Annotated in this window: 17 protein-coding genes; all 17 read right to left on the bottom strand. The window is 73.2% G+C overall.

Annotated features, from left to right (window positions below):
• Nucleotides 1-115: 115 nt before the first annotated feature.
• The gene (locus tag ACPXCB_RS30270; protein ID WP_425879419.1) at nucleotides 116-1,387 is read right to left on the bottom strand and encodes a hypothetical protein; all 1,272 of its coding nucleotides are present in this window, start codon (nucleotides 1,385-1,387) and stop codon (nucleotides 116-118) included.
• A gap of 179 nt (nucleotides 1,388-1,566) precedes the next feature.
• A complete protein-coding gene (locus tag ACPXCB_RS30265) occupies nucleotides 1,567-3,591 on the bottom strand; it encodes a hypothetical protein (RefSeq protein WP_425879417.1) in 2,025 nt (674 codons plus the stop codon).
• Nucleotides 3,592-4,099: 508 nt separating this feature from the next.
• On the bottom strand, nucleotides 4,100-4,354 hold the full coding sequence (locus tag ACPXCB_RS30260) for a hypothetical protein (protein ID WP_425879416.1): 255 nt from the start codon (nucleotides 4,352-4,354) through the stop codon (nucleotides 4,100-4,102).
• A 5-nt stretch (nucleotides 4,355-4,359) separates the two neighbouring features.
• Entirely contained in the window at nucleotides 4,360-5,091 is a 732-nt protein-coding gene (locus tag ACPXCB_RS30255) for a Pycsar system effector family protein (protein WP_357978403.1), read from the bottom strand.
• A gap of 89 nt (nucleotides 5,092-5,180) precedes the next feature.
• Nucleotides 5,181-5,621, bottom strand: a complete 441-nt coding sequence (locus ACPXCB_RS30250; protein ID WP_357978400.1) for a hypothetical protein — start codon at nucleotides 5,619-5,621, stop codon at nucleotides 5,181-5,183.
• 51 nt (nucleotides 5,622-5,672) lie between these two features.
• A complete protein-coding gene (locus ACPXCB_RS30245) occupies nucleotides 5,673-6,347 on the bottom strand; it encodes a hypothetical protein (RefSeq protein WP_425879414.1) in 675 nt (224 codons plus the stop codon).
• Nucleotides 6,348-6,376: 29 nt separating this feature from the next.
• A complete protein-coding gene (locus tag ACPXCB_RS30240; RefSeq protein ID WP_425879413.1) occupies nucleotides 6,377-6,715 on the bottom strand; it encodes a hypothetical protein in 339 nt (112 codons plus the stop codon).
• A complete protein-coding gene (locus ACPXCB_RS30235) occupies nucleotides 6,715-7,371 on the bottom strand; it encodes a hypothetical protein (protein WP_425879411.1) in 657 nt (218 codons plus the stop codon). The genes ACPXCB_RS30240 and ACPXCB_RS30235 overlap by 1 nt, the downstream gene beginning before the upstream one ends.
• Nucleotides 7,372-7,491: 120 nt before the next feature.
• Nucleotides 7,492-9,705 (bottom strand): hypothetical protein, encoded by a 2,214-nt coding sequence (locus ACPXCB_RS30230; RefSeq protein ID WP_425879409.1) that lies wholly within the window; start codon nucleotides 9,703-9,705, stop codon nucleotides 7,492-7,494.
• 97 nt (nucleotides 9,706-9,802) lie between these two features.
• On the bottom strand, nucleotides 9,803-11,407 hold the full coding sequence (locus ACPXCB_RS30225; protein ID WP_425879408.1) for a hypothetical protein: 1,605 nt from the start codon (nucleotides 11,405-11,407) through the stop codon (nucleotides 9,803-9,805).
• A 106-nt stretch (nucleotides 11,408-11,513) separates the two neighbouring features.
• Nucleotides 11,514-12,869 (bottom strand): hypothetical protein, encoded by a 1,356-nt coding sequence (locus ACPXCB_RS30220; protein WP_425879406.1) that lies wholly within the window; start codon nucleotides 12,867-12,869, stop codon nucleotides 11,514-11,516.
• Nucleotides 12,866-13,243: an RRQRL motif-containing zinc-binding protein gene (locus ACPXCB_RS30215; RefSeq protein WP_425879405.1), complete on the bottom strand. Its 378-nt coding sequence runs from the start codon at nucleotides 13,241-13,243 to the stop codon at nucleotides 12,866-12,868. Before ACPXCB_RS30215 ends, ACPXCB_RS30220 begins: the two co-directional genes overlap by 4 nt.
• Nucleotides 13,240-13,728 (bottom strand): hypothetical protein, encoded by a 489-nt coding sequence (locus ACPXCB_RS30210; protein WP_425879403.1) that lies wholly within the window; start codon nucleotides 13,726-13,728, stop codon nucleotides 13,240-13,242. The genes ACPXCB_RS30215 and ACPXCB_RS30210 overlap by 4 nt, the downstream gene beginning before the upstream one ends.
• Nucleotides 13,728-14,216, bottom strand: coding sequence for a hypothetical protein (locus ACPXCB_RS30205; protein ID WP_425879401.1), 489 nt, complete (start codon nucleotides 14,214-14,216; stop codon nucleotides 13,728-13,730). Before ACPXCB_RS30205 ends, ACPXCB_RS30210 begins: the two co-directional genes overlap by 1 nt.
• Complete coding sequence (locus ACPXCB_RS30200; RefSeq protein ID WP_357565552.1) at nucleotides 14,213-14,893, bottom strand: GGDEF domain-containing protein; 681 nt, start codon at nucleotides 14,891-14,893, stop codon at nucleotides 14,213-14,215. The genes ACPXCB_RS30205 and ACPXCB_RS30200 overlap by 4 nt, the downstream gene beginning before the upstream one ends.
• Nucleotides 14,890-15,468 (bottom strand): Lsr2 family DNA-binding protein, encoded by a 579-nt coding sequence (locus ACPXCB_RS30195; RefSeq protein ID WP_357565551.1) that lies wholly within the window; start codon nucleotides 15,466-15,468, stop codon nucleotides 14,890-14,892. Before ACPXCB_RS30195 ends, ACPXCB_RS30200 begins: the two co-directional genes overlap by 4 nt.
• Nucleotides 15,465-16,085 (bottom strand): sigma-70 family RNA polymerase sigma factor, encoded by a 621-nt coding sequence (locus tag ACPXCB_RS30190; protein WP_425879398.1) that lies wholly within the window; start codon nucleotides 16,083-16,085, stop codon nucleotides 15,465-15,467. Before ACPXCB_RS30190 ends, ACPXCB_RS30195 begins: the two co-directional genes overlap by 4 nt.
• Between the last annotated feature and the right edge of the window lie 117 nt (nucleotides 16,086-16,202).

Below are 16,202 nucleotides of genomic sequence, written 5' to 3'. Positions count from 1 at the left end.
GGGTTGCCGTCGGCGGTTTCGAATCCGGAGGTAGTGGTCGGGGTCGTGCGAGAACACGGCCCCGGCCGCGCGAACGGTCGGATGACGGCGGGCGATTCCTCGGAATCGCCCGCCGTCACGGCTTCCGGCCCGGCTTGGTGCGGGCCTGGTTGAGCTCGGCCTGGAGCCGCTCGGCGCGGGCCTCGGCGGCCTGGGCGCGGTCGATGGCGGCCGTCGCGGTGGTCTCGTGTCGGATGACGTCGGCGCGGGCGTCCTGGGTAGCTTGCTCGGCGGCTCGACGCTCGGTGTGGAGCTGCTCGACCTGGCGGCGGACCTCGGCGAGGGTGGCCCGGGCGGCGCCCAACTCGGCGTCGAGGTCCCGGCGGGCGTTCTCGGCGTCGGCCCGCTCGGTGCGGGCGGTGTCGCGTTCGGCGGTGACGGCCGCGGCGGTGGCCTCGGCCTGCTTGGCGCGAGCCTCGGCGGTCTCGGCGCGGCGGGTCGCGGCGGCCAGCTCCACGCGCAACTGCTCGCCGGCGGTACGCGCGTCGACGACCTCGGCGCGGAGGGTGTCCACCTCGGAGGTCAGGCGGGCGACGTCGGCGGTAAGGCGGGCGACGTCGGCGCGGGCAGCATCGCGTTCAGCGGTGACGGCCGCGATGGTGGCCTCGGCACGCTCAGCGCGGGTGACCTCCGCCCGTAGGGCCTTGTCGGCCTTGCGGACCTCGGCCTGGGCTTCGGTGAGGTCGCGGCGCAGGGTCTTAAGCTGGTCGGTGAGGTCGGCGGCGCGCTGCTCGGCGGCCTCGCGGCGGCCGGTCTCGGTAATGACGGCCTGGGCTCGTTCGCCGGCGGCGGCCTCGGCACGGCCCTGGGCCTCGCGAGCGTCGGCGACCTGTCGCCAGGCGTCGCGCTGGACGCGTTCGGCCTCGGCCTCCGCGTCACGGGCCCGCCGTTCCGCCACCCGCTGCGCCTCCTTCGCGGTGGCCTCGCCCACACGAGCGGACCGGGCCTCGCGCAGTGCCTTGTCGCGGTCGTCCTTGGCGCTCTGGGCCCGCTGCGCCGCAGCGACGGCGGCGACCTCGGCCTGCTCCACCCGGGCCACCGCCGAGCCGTCTACCTCGCGCATCGCGCCCACCACCGTGGCCAGCTCTCCGGTGAGGGCCTCCACCGCCGGCAGCACCCGCGCCGTCGCCTCCCTGTACGCCGCGAGGGGCTTGTCCAGGCCGGCGGCCAGCTCCGCCTGCCGCTGCTCGGCGTACATCTGCCGGCAGCTTTTCCCGCCCGGGTGCCGGCGCTCGTCGTCCGGGCAGAACTCCGGCGGGCGGCCCCGGCCGGCGTAGGCCAGGGGCCGCTGGTCGTACTTGCAGGTCGGCGGCACGCCCCGGGGGCCCGCCGCACTCGTCTCTGTCATGACCCCATCCTATCCTAGTTTCTGTTTCTGAGAAGTCGTAATAGTTACTTGATTCTAGAAATTCGATACTGTCTGATCTTGTTGTGGCATGATCACAAAATGGGACCCTGAGAACGCCTGTGAGGCGATTTGAGGGGCCTGGCTGTACCGAGGTACCTGGGCTACGTGGTGTTAGTGGGTCAGAGTCGGGGGAGGCCGGCGCCCGGCTGGGCGACCGCCGGCCAGTCCTGCGCGTCGGCGGCGATGGCGCGGGCGGCGGCGTGGTCGCCACGCGCGGCGGCGCGGGCGGCGGCCAGGGCGGCGTGGCGGCCGGCGCCGGACCCGGCGCGCTCGGCCTGGCGGGCCTGCTCGCGGCTGTCCCACTCGGCGCGAGCGGTGTCGCGGGCGGTGGCCACCGCGGCGGCCTGCTCGACGACGTCGCGGCGGTGCTCGGCGGCGACCTGGGCGCGGTGCTGGTCGTAGCGGCGGGCCGGGTGCGGCGGCTCGACGTCGCCGGTCAGCGATTCGTCGAGCAGGGAGCGCAGGTAGCCCAGCGGCAACCTCGGCGCGTCGAGCAGCTCCCGGCCGCCACGGCTGCGCTCGATCCAGTCGAGCAGCACCGGCATCGTCCAGCCCGGACCGAGCCGGGACCCGAGCGTGGCTGCGACCCGGGGCAGAGGCACGTTCGCCAGCCACTCCCAGGCCCGCTGTGCGGCCCGTGCCAGGTCGTACGCGCCCCATTCCATCCAATTTGGACGGCGCGACCCTCGTGACGGCGCACATGCCCTCTCGATCGGCCTAGGACGCCGCACGGATCGTGGCCCCCCTCTTGCTGGTGAGCGCGAAGCGCCATTCTCCCGCCGATTCGGCTCCACCAACCGAGGGCGAGTGATCGACGGAGGAGTCTTACCCCAAACCACGAGCCAGGAGTAAACGCTCATACCTGTAGACGCTGCGCGGGGGTGGCAGATATTCAGCGCGTGCCGGGCGAGGTCCTCGGCGCCCTCGATGGCGGTGTCCCGGGCGACGGCCACGGCCTGGCGAAGCTGGGCACGCCGCGCCATGGCGGCCATGTCCATCACCGCGCCGGCGCGGGCGTGCAGCGCGTCGACGTCGTCCTGGGCGGCCTCCAGCAGCGCCACGGCGTGCGCGAGCAGCCCCTCGATCACCAGCAGCGCCACCGGCAGGTACGGCTCCCGCGCGACGGCACGCTCCCGGCCGCCCAGGGGCGCCAGGTCGAACTCCGCCCGGTCGTACGTGCGGCCCAGCCGGGTCCGCTCCTCCATCGACAGGCGGCGGCCCTGAGCGGTGCGCTCCATCCACTCCAGGGCCTCGGCGCGGGCCCAGCAGCCGGTGACGGTACGCGGCTGGCAGTCGGCCAGCTCGGCGGTACGCAGCCGACCCGGCCGGGTGATCCGGGCGTTGGCGTCCACGGCCAGCACGCCGGCGACGCGGGCCAGCACCGACGGACGACCACGCTTCGACGCCTTCGCCGACGCCTGGCGGGCCAGCAGATCGGCCAGGTGCACCACCGCACGCCCACGGCGACGGCCGCCAGCGAACGCCTCGATGACCTCCCGCAGCCGATCCACCCACGCGGTCAGCTCCGCCACCCGCTGCTCAGCCTCGGTGATCTCGGCGAGCTGGCCGAAGCGGACCTCCACCGCGACCCGCTCCGCCTGGACGACGGCCGCCGCGGTGGCCTGCTCGGCCTCCTGCTCTAGGGCGACCTCCTCGCGGATGACCGCCAGCCACGAGTAGCCACACAGCCAGCACGCCGGCGACGGCTCCCACTCACCACACGCCGCACAGCCCTCCACGACGTCGTCGACGTCGTCGAGTACCCCGGCGCGCAGCTCGACTGCCTGGCGGCGCTGCTCCCGCTCCGTGCGGCTGCGCCAGCACGGAATGCACAACGGTTCCGACCCGTCACCATCACGGGGCAGGCCCTGCGTGTCCCGGCCCGCACTGGCGCAGGACACGCACGGCGTCTGCACACCGGTCGGATACACCGGCCGTCGGCGAGCACCCGCCGGAGCGACCAGTCGGGCCTGCCCGGTGCGGGTCGTCTCCACCAACAGAGCGGGCCGGGCCAGGTGCACCGTGCAGCGGTCGCGGCCGGGAGCGGCCAGCACCGCCCGACCGACGGCGGCGCAGACTGGGCAGTGCCCGGTCGCGGCCACCCGGTCGGCCGACAGCGTGGTCAAGTTCGGTGCCGTGATCATCGCGGCACCGCCGCAGGCCGATCAGGGGTACGTCCTGAGCCAAGGTGATCTGCCGCAAGGGCGGCAGAGACATGCGAGGGGACTGGGCGCGCAAAGGCGTTGCCGCGACACGCAGAAAAGGTGTCGAGAGACAAGAGTGCACCCAGCCCGGAGGTGGGTGCTATGGTGTCCTCCGAGCTTGTTGGAGCCTCAGACCCTCTCCTCGCCGCCAAGCAAAAAGGAGGGTGTGGGGCTCTCTTGCTGTCTGCAGTTAGGGGTTGAGCGCGGGCGCTCCCTCTCAAGATCAGATCGGGGTTATAACCCGTGGATCTTACGGCTACGGCCAGCCGTGCAGGGGGCCCAACACGCACCGAAACCAGGCGTCCCCGAGGGTCCTGTGTGGATCCCCCGGGAAAATCTGGACATACCATCACGAGCCGGGCGGCATTTGTGACCAAGAAAATCTGAATACATGCAGCCGAATGGGCGGCCCGGTCAATTGGGCCGCCCATTCGGGTCCTTTGAATGGTCACTCGGGCCGGTGAATGGTGTCGCAGTAGACGGCGGTGCCGTCGCCGTCGTGGGCGTACAGCTCGCCGTAGCGGTTGGCCGGGCCGTCAACGGCGTCGAGCAGCCGCTGCGCCTGGCGGCACGCGGCGTCGAGGTCGACGGCGGTGAAGTAGGTGACGGCCTGCGGGGTGTCAGGCTCCGGGTCGGTGACGACGTCGAGGCGGTACTCGTCGGTGGTGCCGAGCACGAGCAGCTCGAACGGGCCATTAATCATGGTGCTCACCGGGCCCAGATCGCCAGGGCAGCGGTAACAGCGGCGCCGGCGTACCCGGCCAGCAATAGCGGCACGGCCCTGCTGATGGCCCGGTACTTGGCGCGGAGGATGCGGGAACGCCACCACAGTTCGCGGGCGCGGGCCAGCGGAGTCATCTGCGCGACCTGCTCGGCATCGCCGGCGACGAGGCGGGCGAGCACGTCCTGGGCGTCGGCGGCGTCGGCGTAGACCGGGAACCCGAAGTCGCCGCCGAGACGGGGCCGGGAGGCGGTCAGCAGCAGCACCAGGGCGGTCAGCACCACCGCGGCGGTGCCCGCGCCGGAGACCAGGGCAGCGGTGGGCAGGTGGCCGCTGGCTCCGGCGCCGCCGAGAACGGCCAGGCCGGCTCCGAGCAGCACCCCGGACATCTGCAGGTAGCCGGCCGCTTTGGGGTCGACGCGCAGCATCTCGGCGCGCACGGCGGCGATCTCGGCGTCCAGGGCGGCGGTGGCGGTGCCCCGGCCGCAGGCGGAGGCGTGCGCGCCGGCGCGGGCGAGGATCTCCAACGTGCTGAAGTCGCTGTCGGTGGTGCCGCAGCCGGTGCAGCGGGAGGTGCTGTTGGTGAGGTTGGTGGCGGTCTCCACCAGAACCGCGTGGGCCCCTGCGGTCGGGATCTGGAAGTGGCGGCGCGCGGCGCGCGGGTCGTAGGTGCTGGCGTAGTCGACGCCGAGGTAGGTCGGGTCTCCGGGGTCAGGCACGATGAGGGTGCTCCTCTGGCTCGATGCGGGCTGGGTGGGGTGGCGGGCGGCCCCGAGCTGTAGGAGGCGTGGGGGCCGCCCGCGCGGCGTTATCGGCTGGTCGAGACGTAGGTAGGGGAGTCGGGGCGCGGGTACGCCTCGGGTCGGCAGGCGTCGTCGTAGCCGCACCACTCCCAGACCGCGAGGCCGGGGCGCAGGGAGACCGTCCGCTCGTCGGCGACGATCTGATCGGCGTCGTCGGTCCAGTCGACGCCGGTGGCGATCGCGGCGACGGCCGCCTGGTCGACGTGGCGGGCGCACACCTTCTGGGCGATGGACCGGCCGCTGGGCAGGTGGGTGAGGCTGTAGCGGCCGTCGAGGCGCTGTCCGTCGTCGTCGACGGTGACGTTGACGGCCAGGCCGGGCGCGACCGGCCAGCCGGTCACAACCCGCTCCACGGTGCGGGGGGCCTCGGCGTCGTTGTCGCTCAGGTACAGCCGCACCGGGGTGGTCGTCGGCGCGGCGGCGGTGGGGGTGGTCGTGGTGGTCATGAATCCTCCTCAGCGGGTGCTATCGGCGGGCGGGCGGAAAAGGGTGCGCGGTCAGGACGCGTCGCTGGTGCGGGGCTTGTGGTGGGCGTCGATAAGGTCGTCGACCAGCGCGGCGGCGGCGTTGCCGGCGATGGGGCTGGCGTAGGCGAGCAGGGACAGGGTCAGCCACACCACGGCGGTCAGGCCGGCGGCGGCCGGTCCGGTGCCGGCCGGTGCGCCGACGTAGACGGCCACGCCGGTCAGGGCGCCGATCGCGGCCCAGCCGATACGGCCGTAGGTGGAGCCGGTGACGGCGGCGGCGTAGAGGACGCAGACGGCCACGAGCCAGGCGATCCAGGCGTCGCGGCCGGTGGCGGGCAGGCCGGTGGTGTGCGCGTCGAGGTAGGCGCGCATCGGGTCGGAGATCGAGCCGGTAATCGGCCCGTCGGCAATCCACGACCCGAGGGTGGGGACGGCCTCGCCGGCTGCGGTGACGATGCCGCCGAGCGCGGTGAACAGGCCGGCGATGACGACCCACAGCAGCCACAGCAGTGCACCGGCGACGATCAGGGCGATCAGCGCGGCCACGACGATCAGCCACCACTCGCGCACGGCCTGCACGGCGCGAGAGATGCGGGCGGTGCGCCACCAGGCCGCCAGCCGCTGATGGGCGGGGGTGGTGGTGTCGTCGAGCGGGGGCAGGTGCTGCGGGTCGGTGTCGGGGGTGTGCACGTAGTTCTCCTTCATCGTTGGGTCGGTCGGTTGGGGAGGGTGGGTCAGCGGCGGGCGGCGAGCATGGCGACCAGCCACGCGCCAGCGGTGCCGGCGGTCGCGGTGAGCGCCTGGGCCCATCCGCCGGGGGCGGCGATGCCCATCAGCACGGCGGCCACGGCGGCGGCGTGCAGGACGTAGAGGGCGATGTGGGAGCGGCGGCGGGCGAGCACGCCCTGACCCACGGCGGCGAGGCTGCCGGCGGCCCAGCCCGTCCACAGCGCCCAGCCCCACAGGCCGTGGGCGCCGGCCCAGGCGGTGGTGGCGGGCAGCAGCAGCGCGTGCACGGCGACGATGGCGGCCAGGGCGAGCAGGACCCAGGCGGTGTAGCTGGCGGTGTGCATCAGGCGGCGGCGGTCGGCGAGGACGGTGCCGACGGTCGTGACGCGGCCTGCGGGTGGCCAGCGATCGCAGCAGCGGCGGGGCCAGAGGCCGGAGTCGTGCTGATGGCGGTGGGCCGGTTCGTTGCCGGGAGCTGCGGGCTGGCGCATGACGTCTCCTGGTGGTGGATGGCGAGGGGGCGGACCGGGGTGATCGCGCGGGCGTGGCTGGCCACGACGGCGGTGTACTCGTCGAGGGCGGTGTGCATGTCGGCCTCGGCGGCGGCGAGTTCGCGGGCGTCGCGGACGCGTTCGGCGGCGGTCAGCGCAAGCGCGGCCGCCGCCGCGGTGAGCAGCGCTCCGCCGAACACCGGCGGGCCGCCGGCGTCGGCGGCGAGGTGCCCGGCGGTGGCGACGCCGCCGAGCAGACCGCTCACGCCGGCGACGGCCGGCCAGCGGCGGCGGCCGGTGTGGGCGCGGTGGCGGCGGCGGCCGGCGGCGTGGATGGCGCCCTCGGCGGCGCGCATCCTCACCGGGTCGAGCTGCCACGCCATCAGCTCGACCGACAGCGCGTCGATGCGCTGCTGGTGGGTCAGCGCGTAGAGGGTGTCTGCCGGCTGGACGTCGCGCTGGCGCGTCAGGCGGCGGATCTCGGACTCGATCTCAGCAATCCGGGACATGAGGCGTCTCCTATACGGACGGTGACCTAACAGGCGGGCTCATAACAGGCGTGGGGGAGGGGGGTCGGCCCCTGCATAGGGGCCCCTCGCCGGGGGGAGGGGCCCCACGGTTATGAGGAGTTATGCGTTACTGGCCGTGACGGTGGTGGTGGCGGCCTCGGGCGGCAGGTACTGCCCCGTCACCGGCCGCCCGTCCGGGTTCTGCGGGCGCACGACTCGCCCCTGCTGGCCCAGCTGCGTCAGCGCGTTGGACACCAACTGCGGGGTGGCGGTGTCGTCGCCGCCCTCCACCAGCACGGCGAGGATGTCCTTCGGCGTGGCCGGCGTGCTCTTGGTGCGCCAGGTCAGGCGCACCGCCGCCTCGACCCGGTCGGCGCGGGTGCGATAGCCGGCCAGGGGCGTCGGCTCCACCGGCTCGGCGGCCGGGGCCTCGCTGGCGGCCGGCGCGGGGGCGGGCATGGACCGGCCGCCGAGCTTGCTGAAGATGTTGGCGACGGCGGAGGCCATCGCCTGCTCGCCGTCGCGCTCCGGCGCGCTGGGCTGCGGCTTCTTGCTGCGAGCGCGGGCGCTGCGCAGGTCGGCCAGGTAGTCGTCGGTGACGAGCTGGTGGCGGCCGGCGTAGATCGGGCCGGCGGCCTGCGCCGACCCGGCGTCCAGCTCACGCTGGTGGAAGCGGCGATTCCACGAAATCTCGTCGACCTTCGGGCCGTCGTGCAGGACCGGCTTGGACGGGTCGCAGGTCTGGACGTACTCGATCTTCGCGCGGACCGGGTCGCCGTCGCCGAGGCGGGCGTAGCACTCGCCGCGGTGGCGCAGCGGGGGCAGCTTGTAGTTGCCGGTGACCCGGCCGGCTTCCTGCTCGTCGCCACTCATGAGCACGATCTCGCGGCCGATGTTCGCGCTGGCGTCGCCGCCGGCGTCGCCGAACTGGTGGTGCACCCCGCGCTGGGTGGCCGCGACCAGGTAGATCCCGGCAGAGGCGACCGCCTTGGTGCACTCGGCGTACATGTCCCCGGCGGTGACCTCCGCCCCGTCGTACTTGACCTTGACCTTGGTGTTCAGCGCGAAGCTGGCCTCGTCGATGTAGATGAGGATCTTCTTGAAGCCGTGGCGGGCGGAGAAGGGCTGGTCCTGGCGCCAGCGGGCGATCTCCATCGCGGCGATCAGCATCTGCAGTACGCCCTCGGCGTCGGCGCGGACCCAGTCCAGCGGCGGGCGCAGATCGGTGCCGAGGTAGGGCTCCAGCCACTGTCCGACCAGGTCGTAGAGCTTGCGGGTGCCGGCTACCCAGATCAGGGCGTCCTCGCAGCGGGTGACGTCGGCCCACTCGCGGTGGATGAAGGCGGACTTGCCGCCGGTCGACGCGCCGAGGATCCAGCCGTGCCGGCCCGTGTCCACGCCGATCGGCATACCGTCCATGCCCCACAGCGCGTACGAGGGATCGGCGAGCCGTCGCCAGATCGGCCGACCGGCGGCGTCGACCAGCTCGTCGACGCGCTCGCGGTAGGGGCGGATCCGCTTCATGACGTCCTCGGTGTTGGCCTGGATCGTGTAGACGCCGACCCGGCCGGGGTCCTCGCTGATGGACACCCAGTCAGGGGCGATGTCGCGGCGGGTGATGTCGCGCAGGGCCAGGGCGATGCGGCGGGCGTCGTGGTCGTCCAGGCGGGGGGCCTGCTCGACGCGGACCTTGCCGTTGACCACGCGGCGCAGCTCGATCGGCGCCCACGCTTCGAGCTTCGCGCCGAACGGCGCGTCCGCCGGGCCGACCATCTGCGGGTTGGACACCCGTAGCCACTCCAGGCCGGCGCGGCGCACCGCCAGGCGCAGCAGCCACGCCAGGTGCGGCTCACCGTCACGCGGGCCGGTCAGGTCCTCGCTGGTCAGCGCAAGGTTGGCGTGGGCGGTGGCGGTCAGCGCCGTCTGCGCCGGGGCGGCCGGCGGCGGCGCGTACCGCAGCAGGTACTCGTGCGCCCGCGCCATCACCCACGTGATGCCGCCCAGCGCCGGCAGGACCAGGGCCCACACCGGCCACATCTCCGGCACCGACACCGCCAGGGTCGACCAGGCGGCGTAGACGGTCACCCCCGCCACCAGCCAGCCCACCACCCGGGACTTCGACGCCGAGCTGAGCCGGGCGAACATGGGGCTGATCCGCACCAGCAGGCGGGCGCCGAACGCGGCTGCCGCTGCCAGCAGCGCCGTGGCCAGTCCCGCCATCCACACCGGCGAGCCGGTGACCAGCCACACCGCCACCCACACCGCGCTGATGAACGGCGCGACCACGGCCCAGAACGTCTTCCACTCGATGCCTGCTGCTCGCCGCTTCGTCACGGACGCTGCTCCTTCGCTTGCTGTCTTGCCTGGTACTGCGGTTCCGGAGGGGTGGGGGGCCGCACCAGGTGCGGCGCGGCCCCCCACGGTGGATCGGTCAGTGACCGATGGAACGGGCCTGCGCCTCGTACGCCTCGGCCTGCTCCTCGTAGTAGCGGGCCGCGAGGATCTCCCGCGCCGCCTCCGCCTCCGCGTCCCGCGCCGACACCGCGTGCTCGTGGGCCACGTTGGCGTCGCGGATCGTGCGAGCTGCCTGCTTGTGGTTTTCCGCGCTCTCCTGGTTGTTCCGGGCGTCACGGCGGTACTGGTCCGCCGCGTCCCGGCACGCCCGCGCCCGGGCCTGCAGGGTCTGCGCCTTCTCGACCTGCTCGGCGTAGCGGTTCGCCACCCGCATCGCGTCCTGGTCGATGTCGGTCGTGGTGCTCATCTCTGGTCCTCCAAGGTGGTTGGAAACAGGGGTTTGGTGCTGGTGGTGCGCGGTGCTGTGCAGCGGCATCGGTGCAGGCCGGTCCACCCACTCGCTGCCAGCGGTAGGACCGGAGTCATAGAAGGGATCCGTACGCGGCGTCGTGCGGTGCGCCGATGCCGTCGGGCCGCTCGACGAGCTGCTCGGCCGGCCGCCCGGCACGGTGATGTCGTCCAGGTCGACGTCGATCACCGTCTCCGGCCGATGCCCACCCGGCGCCGGCCGCGCCTTCGCCGTCGCCGCCGGCTCGTCCTTACCGGCCGGCTTGTCGCTCTCCGTCGCCTTGTCGTCCGTGCTCTTGCTCTTGTTCTTCGCGCCGCGGGCCAGCCCGAGCAGGCCCAGCAGTGCCGCCCCGCCCGCCGTCTTGGCCTTGCGTCCCGCGTCGCTGCGCGGCTTCGCGCCACCGCCGCTGGTCGGCTTCGCGCCGACGCCGGGGGTCTTTCCGCTTGCCGGAGGCTTGCCGCCGCCCGGGGTCTTGTTGTCGCCAGGGGTCTTGGGGCGGCCGAACGGCCACCGTCCCGTCTTGCCGCCGGGCTTCTTCCCACCGTCGCCAGCCGGCTTCCCAGCGCCGCCGGGGGTCGTCCCGCCCTTCGGGGACTTCGAGGTCTTCCCGCCAGGGGTCTTGCCGCCCCCACCAGGGGTCTTGTCACGGCCAAACGGCCACCAGCTCCCGGACTTGGCACCGGCCGGCTTCCTACCGCCGCCGGGGGTCGTGCCGCCCTTGGGGGTCTTCCCGCCAGGGGTCTTACCAGCCCCACCAGGGGTTTGGCCGCCCCCACCAGGGGTCTTGCTGCGGCTGAACGGCCACCAGCTGTCCCCCTTGCCCCGACCGTTGGGCGACTTGCCGGGCCGGTCGCCCCGTCCGGTGCCGTCGCGGCCCGAGCGGTCCTTGCCGGTCTTGCTCCGGCGGGTGTACTTGCGCCAGGCCAGCCAGCCGACGCCGGCCAGCACCGCGACCACGATCAGCCCGACCCCCAGCAGCAGCGCCATCAGCGGCGACACCATCCACATCGCCACCACCACGGCGGCGACGATCGACACCACCACCAGCGCCACCACCAGGCCCACCGAGGCCGGCGACGTCTCCGTCAGCTCCTGCGGCTTGACCTTGTCGTCCTTGCCCTGCTCCACCGGCTGCGGCTGCTCGGCCAGCACCGACAGGTCCGGAGCCGGCATCGCCGTCTCGGTCGCCTCGCCCTCGATCGTCGGGGCCACGGCCATCGTCTCCGTCTGCATCGCGTTACCTCCCATCAAGCGTTTTGGCTGCTCACGCCCCACGGTTATGAGCTGTTATGAGGCGCTGCACGGGCCGACCCGACCCGGAAACCGGGCCGGCCCCCGGTCACGCGACGCGACCGCTGGTGAGTTCGAAGACCTGGCCGACGATTTCCGCCGGCACGGCGTTGAGGACCTTGCGGATCGTGCGGTCGGAAATCCCGGTGATCACCGCCAGCTCGGCCTGCTTCGCGTCCGGGTTTTCCGCCCGGGCCAGCAGCACGGCCGCCACCTTTTCCGGCTTCACCGTTTCCACCTCGGGCAGGTTGGCCGGCAACTTCGCCGGCACAGCGGCCAGAGATTTCCGGGCGGTGGACCGCACGATTTCCGGCTGCCGACCCCCGCTGATTTCCGCCTTCTCCTGCGCCCTGGCGAGGGCCCGACGGGTGCGCTCCAGCTCGTTGACCAGACCCTCGCGGGCCTCGGTGATCGCCTGGCTTTCCTGCTCGGCGCGAGCCCGCGCGACCGCCTGACTCTCCGCGAAGCGGTGCGCCTGGTCGAGCTGCGCCCGCAGCTCCCGCACCGTCTCGTCCAGCTCGACGACCCGATCCTGAGCGGCTTGGCTGGTGTAGCGGGCCTCCGCCAGGGCCTGCTGGTAGTCGCGTTCGGCCTGCTCAGCGGCCTCGGTGAGCACCCGCACCTGTTCGGCGGTGGTCTGCTCGGTCAGGGCCCGAGCGGTCGCGGCGCGGTCTGCGGTGTCGCGGGCCTCGGCCAGCCGGCCCTCAGCCACCCGCGCCGCCTCGATCGCGGCGGCGGCCCGCTGCTCGGCCACCCGCACCGCCTCACGAGCCTCAGCGGCGGCCCGCTCGTGCTCGGCGATTTCCGCCTCTGTGGCGGCCTGGATTTCCGCCCGGGTTTCCGCCTCCGAGCGCGCCCGCGTTTCCGCATCGGCCGCCCGGGTTTCCGCCTCGGCACGAGCGGCGGTTTCCGCCTCGGCCCGCGCCGTTTCCGCCCGCGCCTTCGCCTCGGCTTCCGCCTGCGCCCGGCGCGCGGCGGCCGTTTCCGCCTGCGCCGTCCGAAGCTCTTCCGCCCGTCGCGCCGCCTCCTGCTCGGCCTCGATTTCCTTTCCGGTACGCCCGGTGAGGATCTTGACGCGGACGACCACGATCGGCGCGATGCACGCGACCGCCACCACCAGACCCCACGGCGTCTCTTCGCCCTCGGTGATGAAGACCGGCAGGAGGTGCACCGCGATCTGGCAGAAGATCATCAGCAGCATGCCGACGACCATGTCCTTCCACCGGCGACGGTGGAACGCGGTGATCACGTACACGTCGAGCATCACCGGGAACATCCAGGCGATCCACTTCGAGAAGTGAGCCAGCACCGCCAGGTCGAACTCACCCTTGGCCGTGAGGATCACCGCGGCGGCCATGGCAATCCACGGCCCCACCGTCGCCGCGTCACGCAGCTTCTCGTTCATCGAGCTGCCCCCATCGCCGGCTCGGCGCACTCCAGGCACTCCCCGAGGGAGCGCGGGATGTAGTAAGGCCGCACGACCAGGCAGTTCGGGCAGGTACGGCGAGCAGCCAACGCCTTGCCGATCGCCGCGAGCTGCGCCGCCGTGGCCGTGCGCTTCGCCGCCGCCTGGTCGACCTTGTAGAGGTAGGCCACGCGCTCGCCACCCACCCCGCGCCACATCACCTGCGCCGCAACCGGCTGACCGCCCGGGCGCAGGCCCTGCGCCCGCAGCTGACGTGCCGTGGCGTAGCCGGCCGGCGCTCCCTGCCACCAGTAGGTGGGGATGCCGAAGCGGGTGCCCTCCGGGTCGTAGAACGCGGCACGAATCCGGCTCACCGCGACACCTCCCACTCGTAGGAGGCCGTCACGGCCAGGTTCCCGGCCAGCGTTAGCAGCGTCGACGTGGCCGCCGAGATGGTCAGCCGCCCCAGGTCATCGACGTCGCCCGCCTGCTCGAACACCGCCGACCGGGCCACCTTGATGCCCGCGACGATGTCGCTCAGCGGCAGCCCCCCCGGCCCGAACTGCTCGAACCAAGCGTCGAGGATCTGCACCGCCGTCGCGTAGGCCGCGCACACGCCCTTGGCCCAGGCGTGCCCAGCCGGGTCGCTGTGCTCGGTGCGGTCCGCCTCCCGCAGGGCCGTCTCGCCCCGCGCGGCCCAATCGGCGCGCACCTGCTCCGGCGAAAGCACCTCACGGCCGTTGAGGATCAGCCGGCCGGTGTACGACACCACCGTCCCGCGCTGGTCAGTGGCCACGCTCGACTGGCCGGTCGCGCGGATGCTGACACCCGCCAGGGTCGGGATACGCAGCGTCGGCATCAGCTCTCACCACCGACCGCGCGGCGGGCCCGGACCTGCGCGAGCAGCTCCCGACCGAGGGGGTTGAGGTCGGCGTCGTCAACGTCGACGGCCAGGCCGTGACGGCGCTTGTCGAGCCATCGCCCCAGCCGGCCGCCACCCACCACCGCGCCGACCAGGCCGACCGCGACCACCGGGGAGTAGAGCAGGACCTGCGGCACCTGCTCGGCGTGCTCGGCCAGCAGCCGGCCCGCGACCACCGCGATCGGAGCCGCGACCACCGCACCGGCAGCGACCTTTGGCATCCGCGCCGACGTCGGCCGATCCGCGAGCCGACGGGACTCACGCTCGTCGCTAATCGCCTGGCGCAGCTCGCCGGCGAACCAGCCCGGCAGCGCCGCGACCGACGCCGCCCGGTGCTCCAGCTCGATGTCCGACGCCTTATGCAGGCTGGTCCGGTAGCTGGCCAGCGCGGCGGCCAGGTCCAGAGCCTTAGTCGGGACCGTCATGCCGCACCCCCCAGCACACGGGCGGTCTCGGTCATCTCCCGCAGCCGCACTACCGGCCGCGTCTCCACTACCGGCAGGTCCAGCACCCGGCCGTACTCGGCGACCTGGTCGCCGCCGTTGGCCTTGGCCTCGTACAGCGCGAGATCAGCCGCGCGCAGCACCCGCGACGGCTCGTCACCGACCATCGCCGACACCGCGCCGACACTGGCCCGCACCATCAGCTCCCGCCCGCCCGGCAGCACCACCGGCGCGGCCAGGGCCCGGACCACCTCGCCGCCGAGCATCCCCGCGATCGGCACCGGCGACGGGCAGACCAGCACGATCTCGTCACCGCCGAGCCGCGCGACCACCGCACCGTCGACCTCGTCAATCGCGGCCGACAGCCGGGCCGAGACCTCGACCAACACCGCGTCACCCGCGTCGTGCCCGAACGTGTCGTTGACCTGCTTGAACCCATCCAGGTCCACGATCGCCACGTCGTAGGGCGCCCCGGCCAGATCGGCCAGCGCCGACGCCAGCCCAGCACGGTTCGCCAGCCCGGTCAGCGGGTCGGTCGTCGCGTCCCGGTGAGCCTCAGCCAGCCGGGCACGATCCGCCCGGACCGTCCGCACCGCCCACACGTGCCCAGCCACCGACAGCACCGCAGCAGCCGGGAGCAGCATCTTGCGCGCCTTCACCGGGTCACCTCCTGGGTGGCCGCCGCGTACGCCTCGCAAATCTCGCGTGAGATCCGACCCCGGTCCTTGACCTCGTAGCCGTTGGCCACGGCCCACTGCCGCATCGCCGCCCGCTGGGCGGCGCCCTCGCGGCGGTTACGCGGCGGCGAGTCCACGGAATCGCCGCGGCCGGTCGCCCGCAGCTCCTGCCGCACCTCAGCGAGCTGACTCGCCAGCTTCTCGGCGGCCTCGGCCAGCTCGCGGCGCCGCTGCTCGGCGGCCTCGCGCTCCTGGCGCGTCGCCTCCTCCGCCTCGACCCGCCCGGTCAACTCCTGCACCAGGCGGCCGATCCGCTCGGCGAGCTGGCGGGTCCGCGCGGCACTGCTGCCAGCGGCGATACGCAGCACGTCCTCCACGCCCCGAGGGGTCGCCGGCGTGGCCGAGGTGGTCTCCGCAGCGGCCGGAGCCGGCGCGGCAGGGGTCCTGGTGACCCGGATGCCCATCGGCATCCGCTGTGCAGGAGCCGTCTGTCCCTGAGCAGCACGCACAGCGGCGGCCCGGTCGGCGCTGTTCAGCGGTGGCGTCATCGTGGTCATGCCGGCATCACCGCCGTCGTCGACAGCAGACCGCGCAGCGCCCGCAGCGCCTTGTGCTGCATCGACTTGACCGCCGCCGGGGTCTTGCCCAGCACCTGGGCGGTCTCCTCGATCGACATCTCTCGCAGGTACCGCAGCGTGATGCACCGCCGCTGGTCCGGGTTGAGCTGCTCGATCCCCGCCATGACCGCGTCCCGGGTCAGGCTCGCCATCGCGGCGGCCTCCGGGGTCGGGGCCTGCTCGACCGGAGCCGCGTCACGCAGCTCCGCCACCGGCCGCTCGCGTCGCTGGTGCGACGACTGGTAGTTGGTCACCAGGTTCCGCGCGATCGTGGCCACCCAGGCGCCGAAGTCGCCGCCCGGCCGCCTAAAGCTAGCCAAGTTGCGCAGCGCCCGCAGGAACGTCTCCGAGGTCAGGTCCTCGGCGACCTGCCGGTCCGAGACCCGCCGGTAGATCGACCGGAACACCTGGTCGACGTACCGGTCGTAGACCAGACCGAACGCCTCCACATCACCGGCCTGCGCCCGCGCCACCAGCGCCGACACCTCGTTGGTCGTTGATGCTGCTTGGGCCTGCCCTGGATGAATTTGGGCAGCACGTACTCTCGTTGCAGGCATCTGAGCCTCCTCAGGTAGAGATGCCGTCGCCCTGTGGCGTCAATCCGCAGGGCATTGGTCACGAGGGGTGCGATCCGTCGTGACCATGACCGCGGCGGGTGCGATCCGCCGCGGTCT

It is taken from the genome of Micromonospora sp. DT62, from assembly GCF_049847285.1.
Classification (GTDB): Bacteria; Actinomycetota; Actinomycetes; order Mycobacteriales; family Micromonosporaceae; genus Micromonospora; species Micromonospora reichwaldensis.
This window is presented reverse-complemented; position numbering and strand designations above follow the sequence as displayed.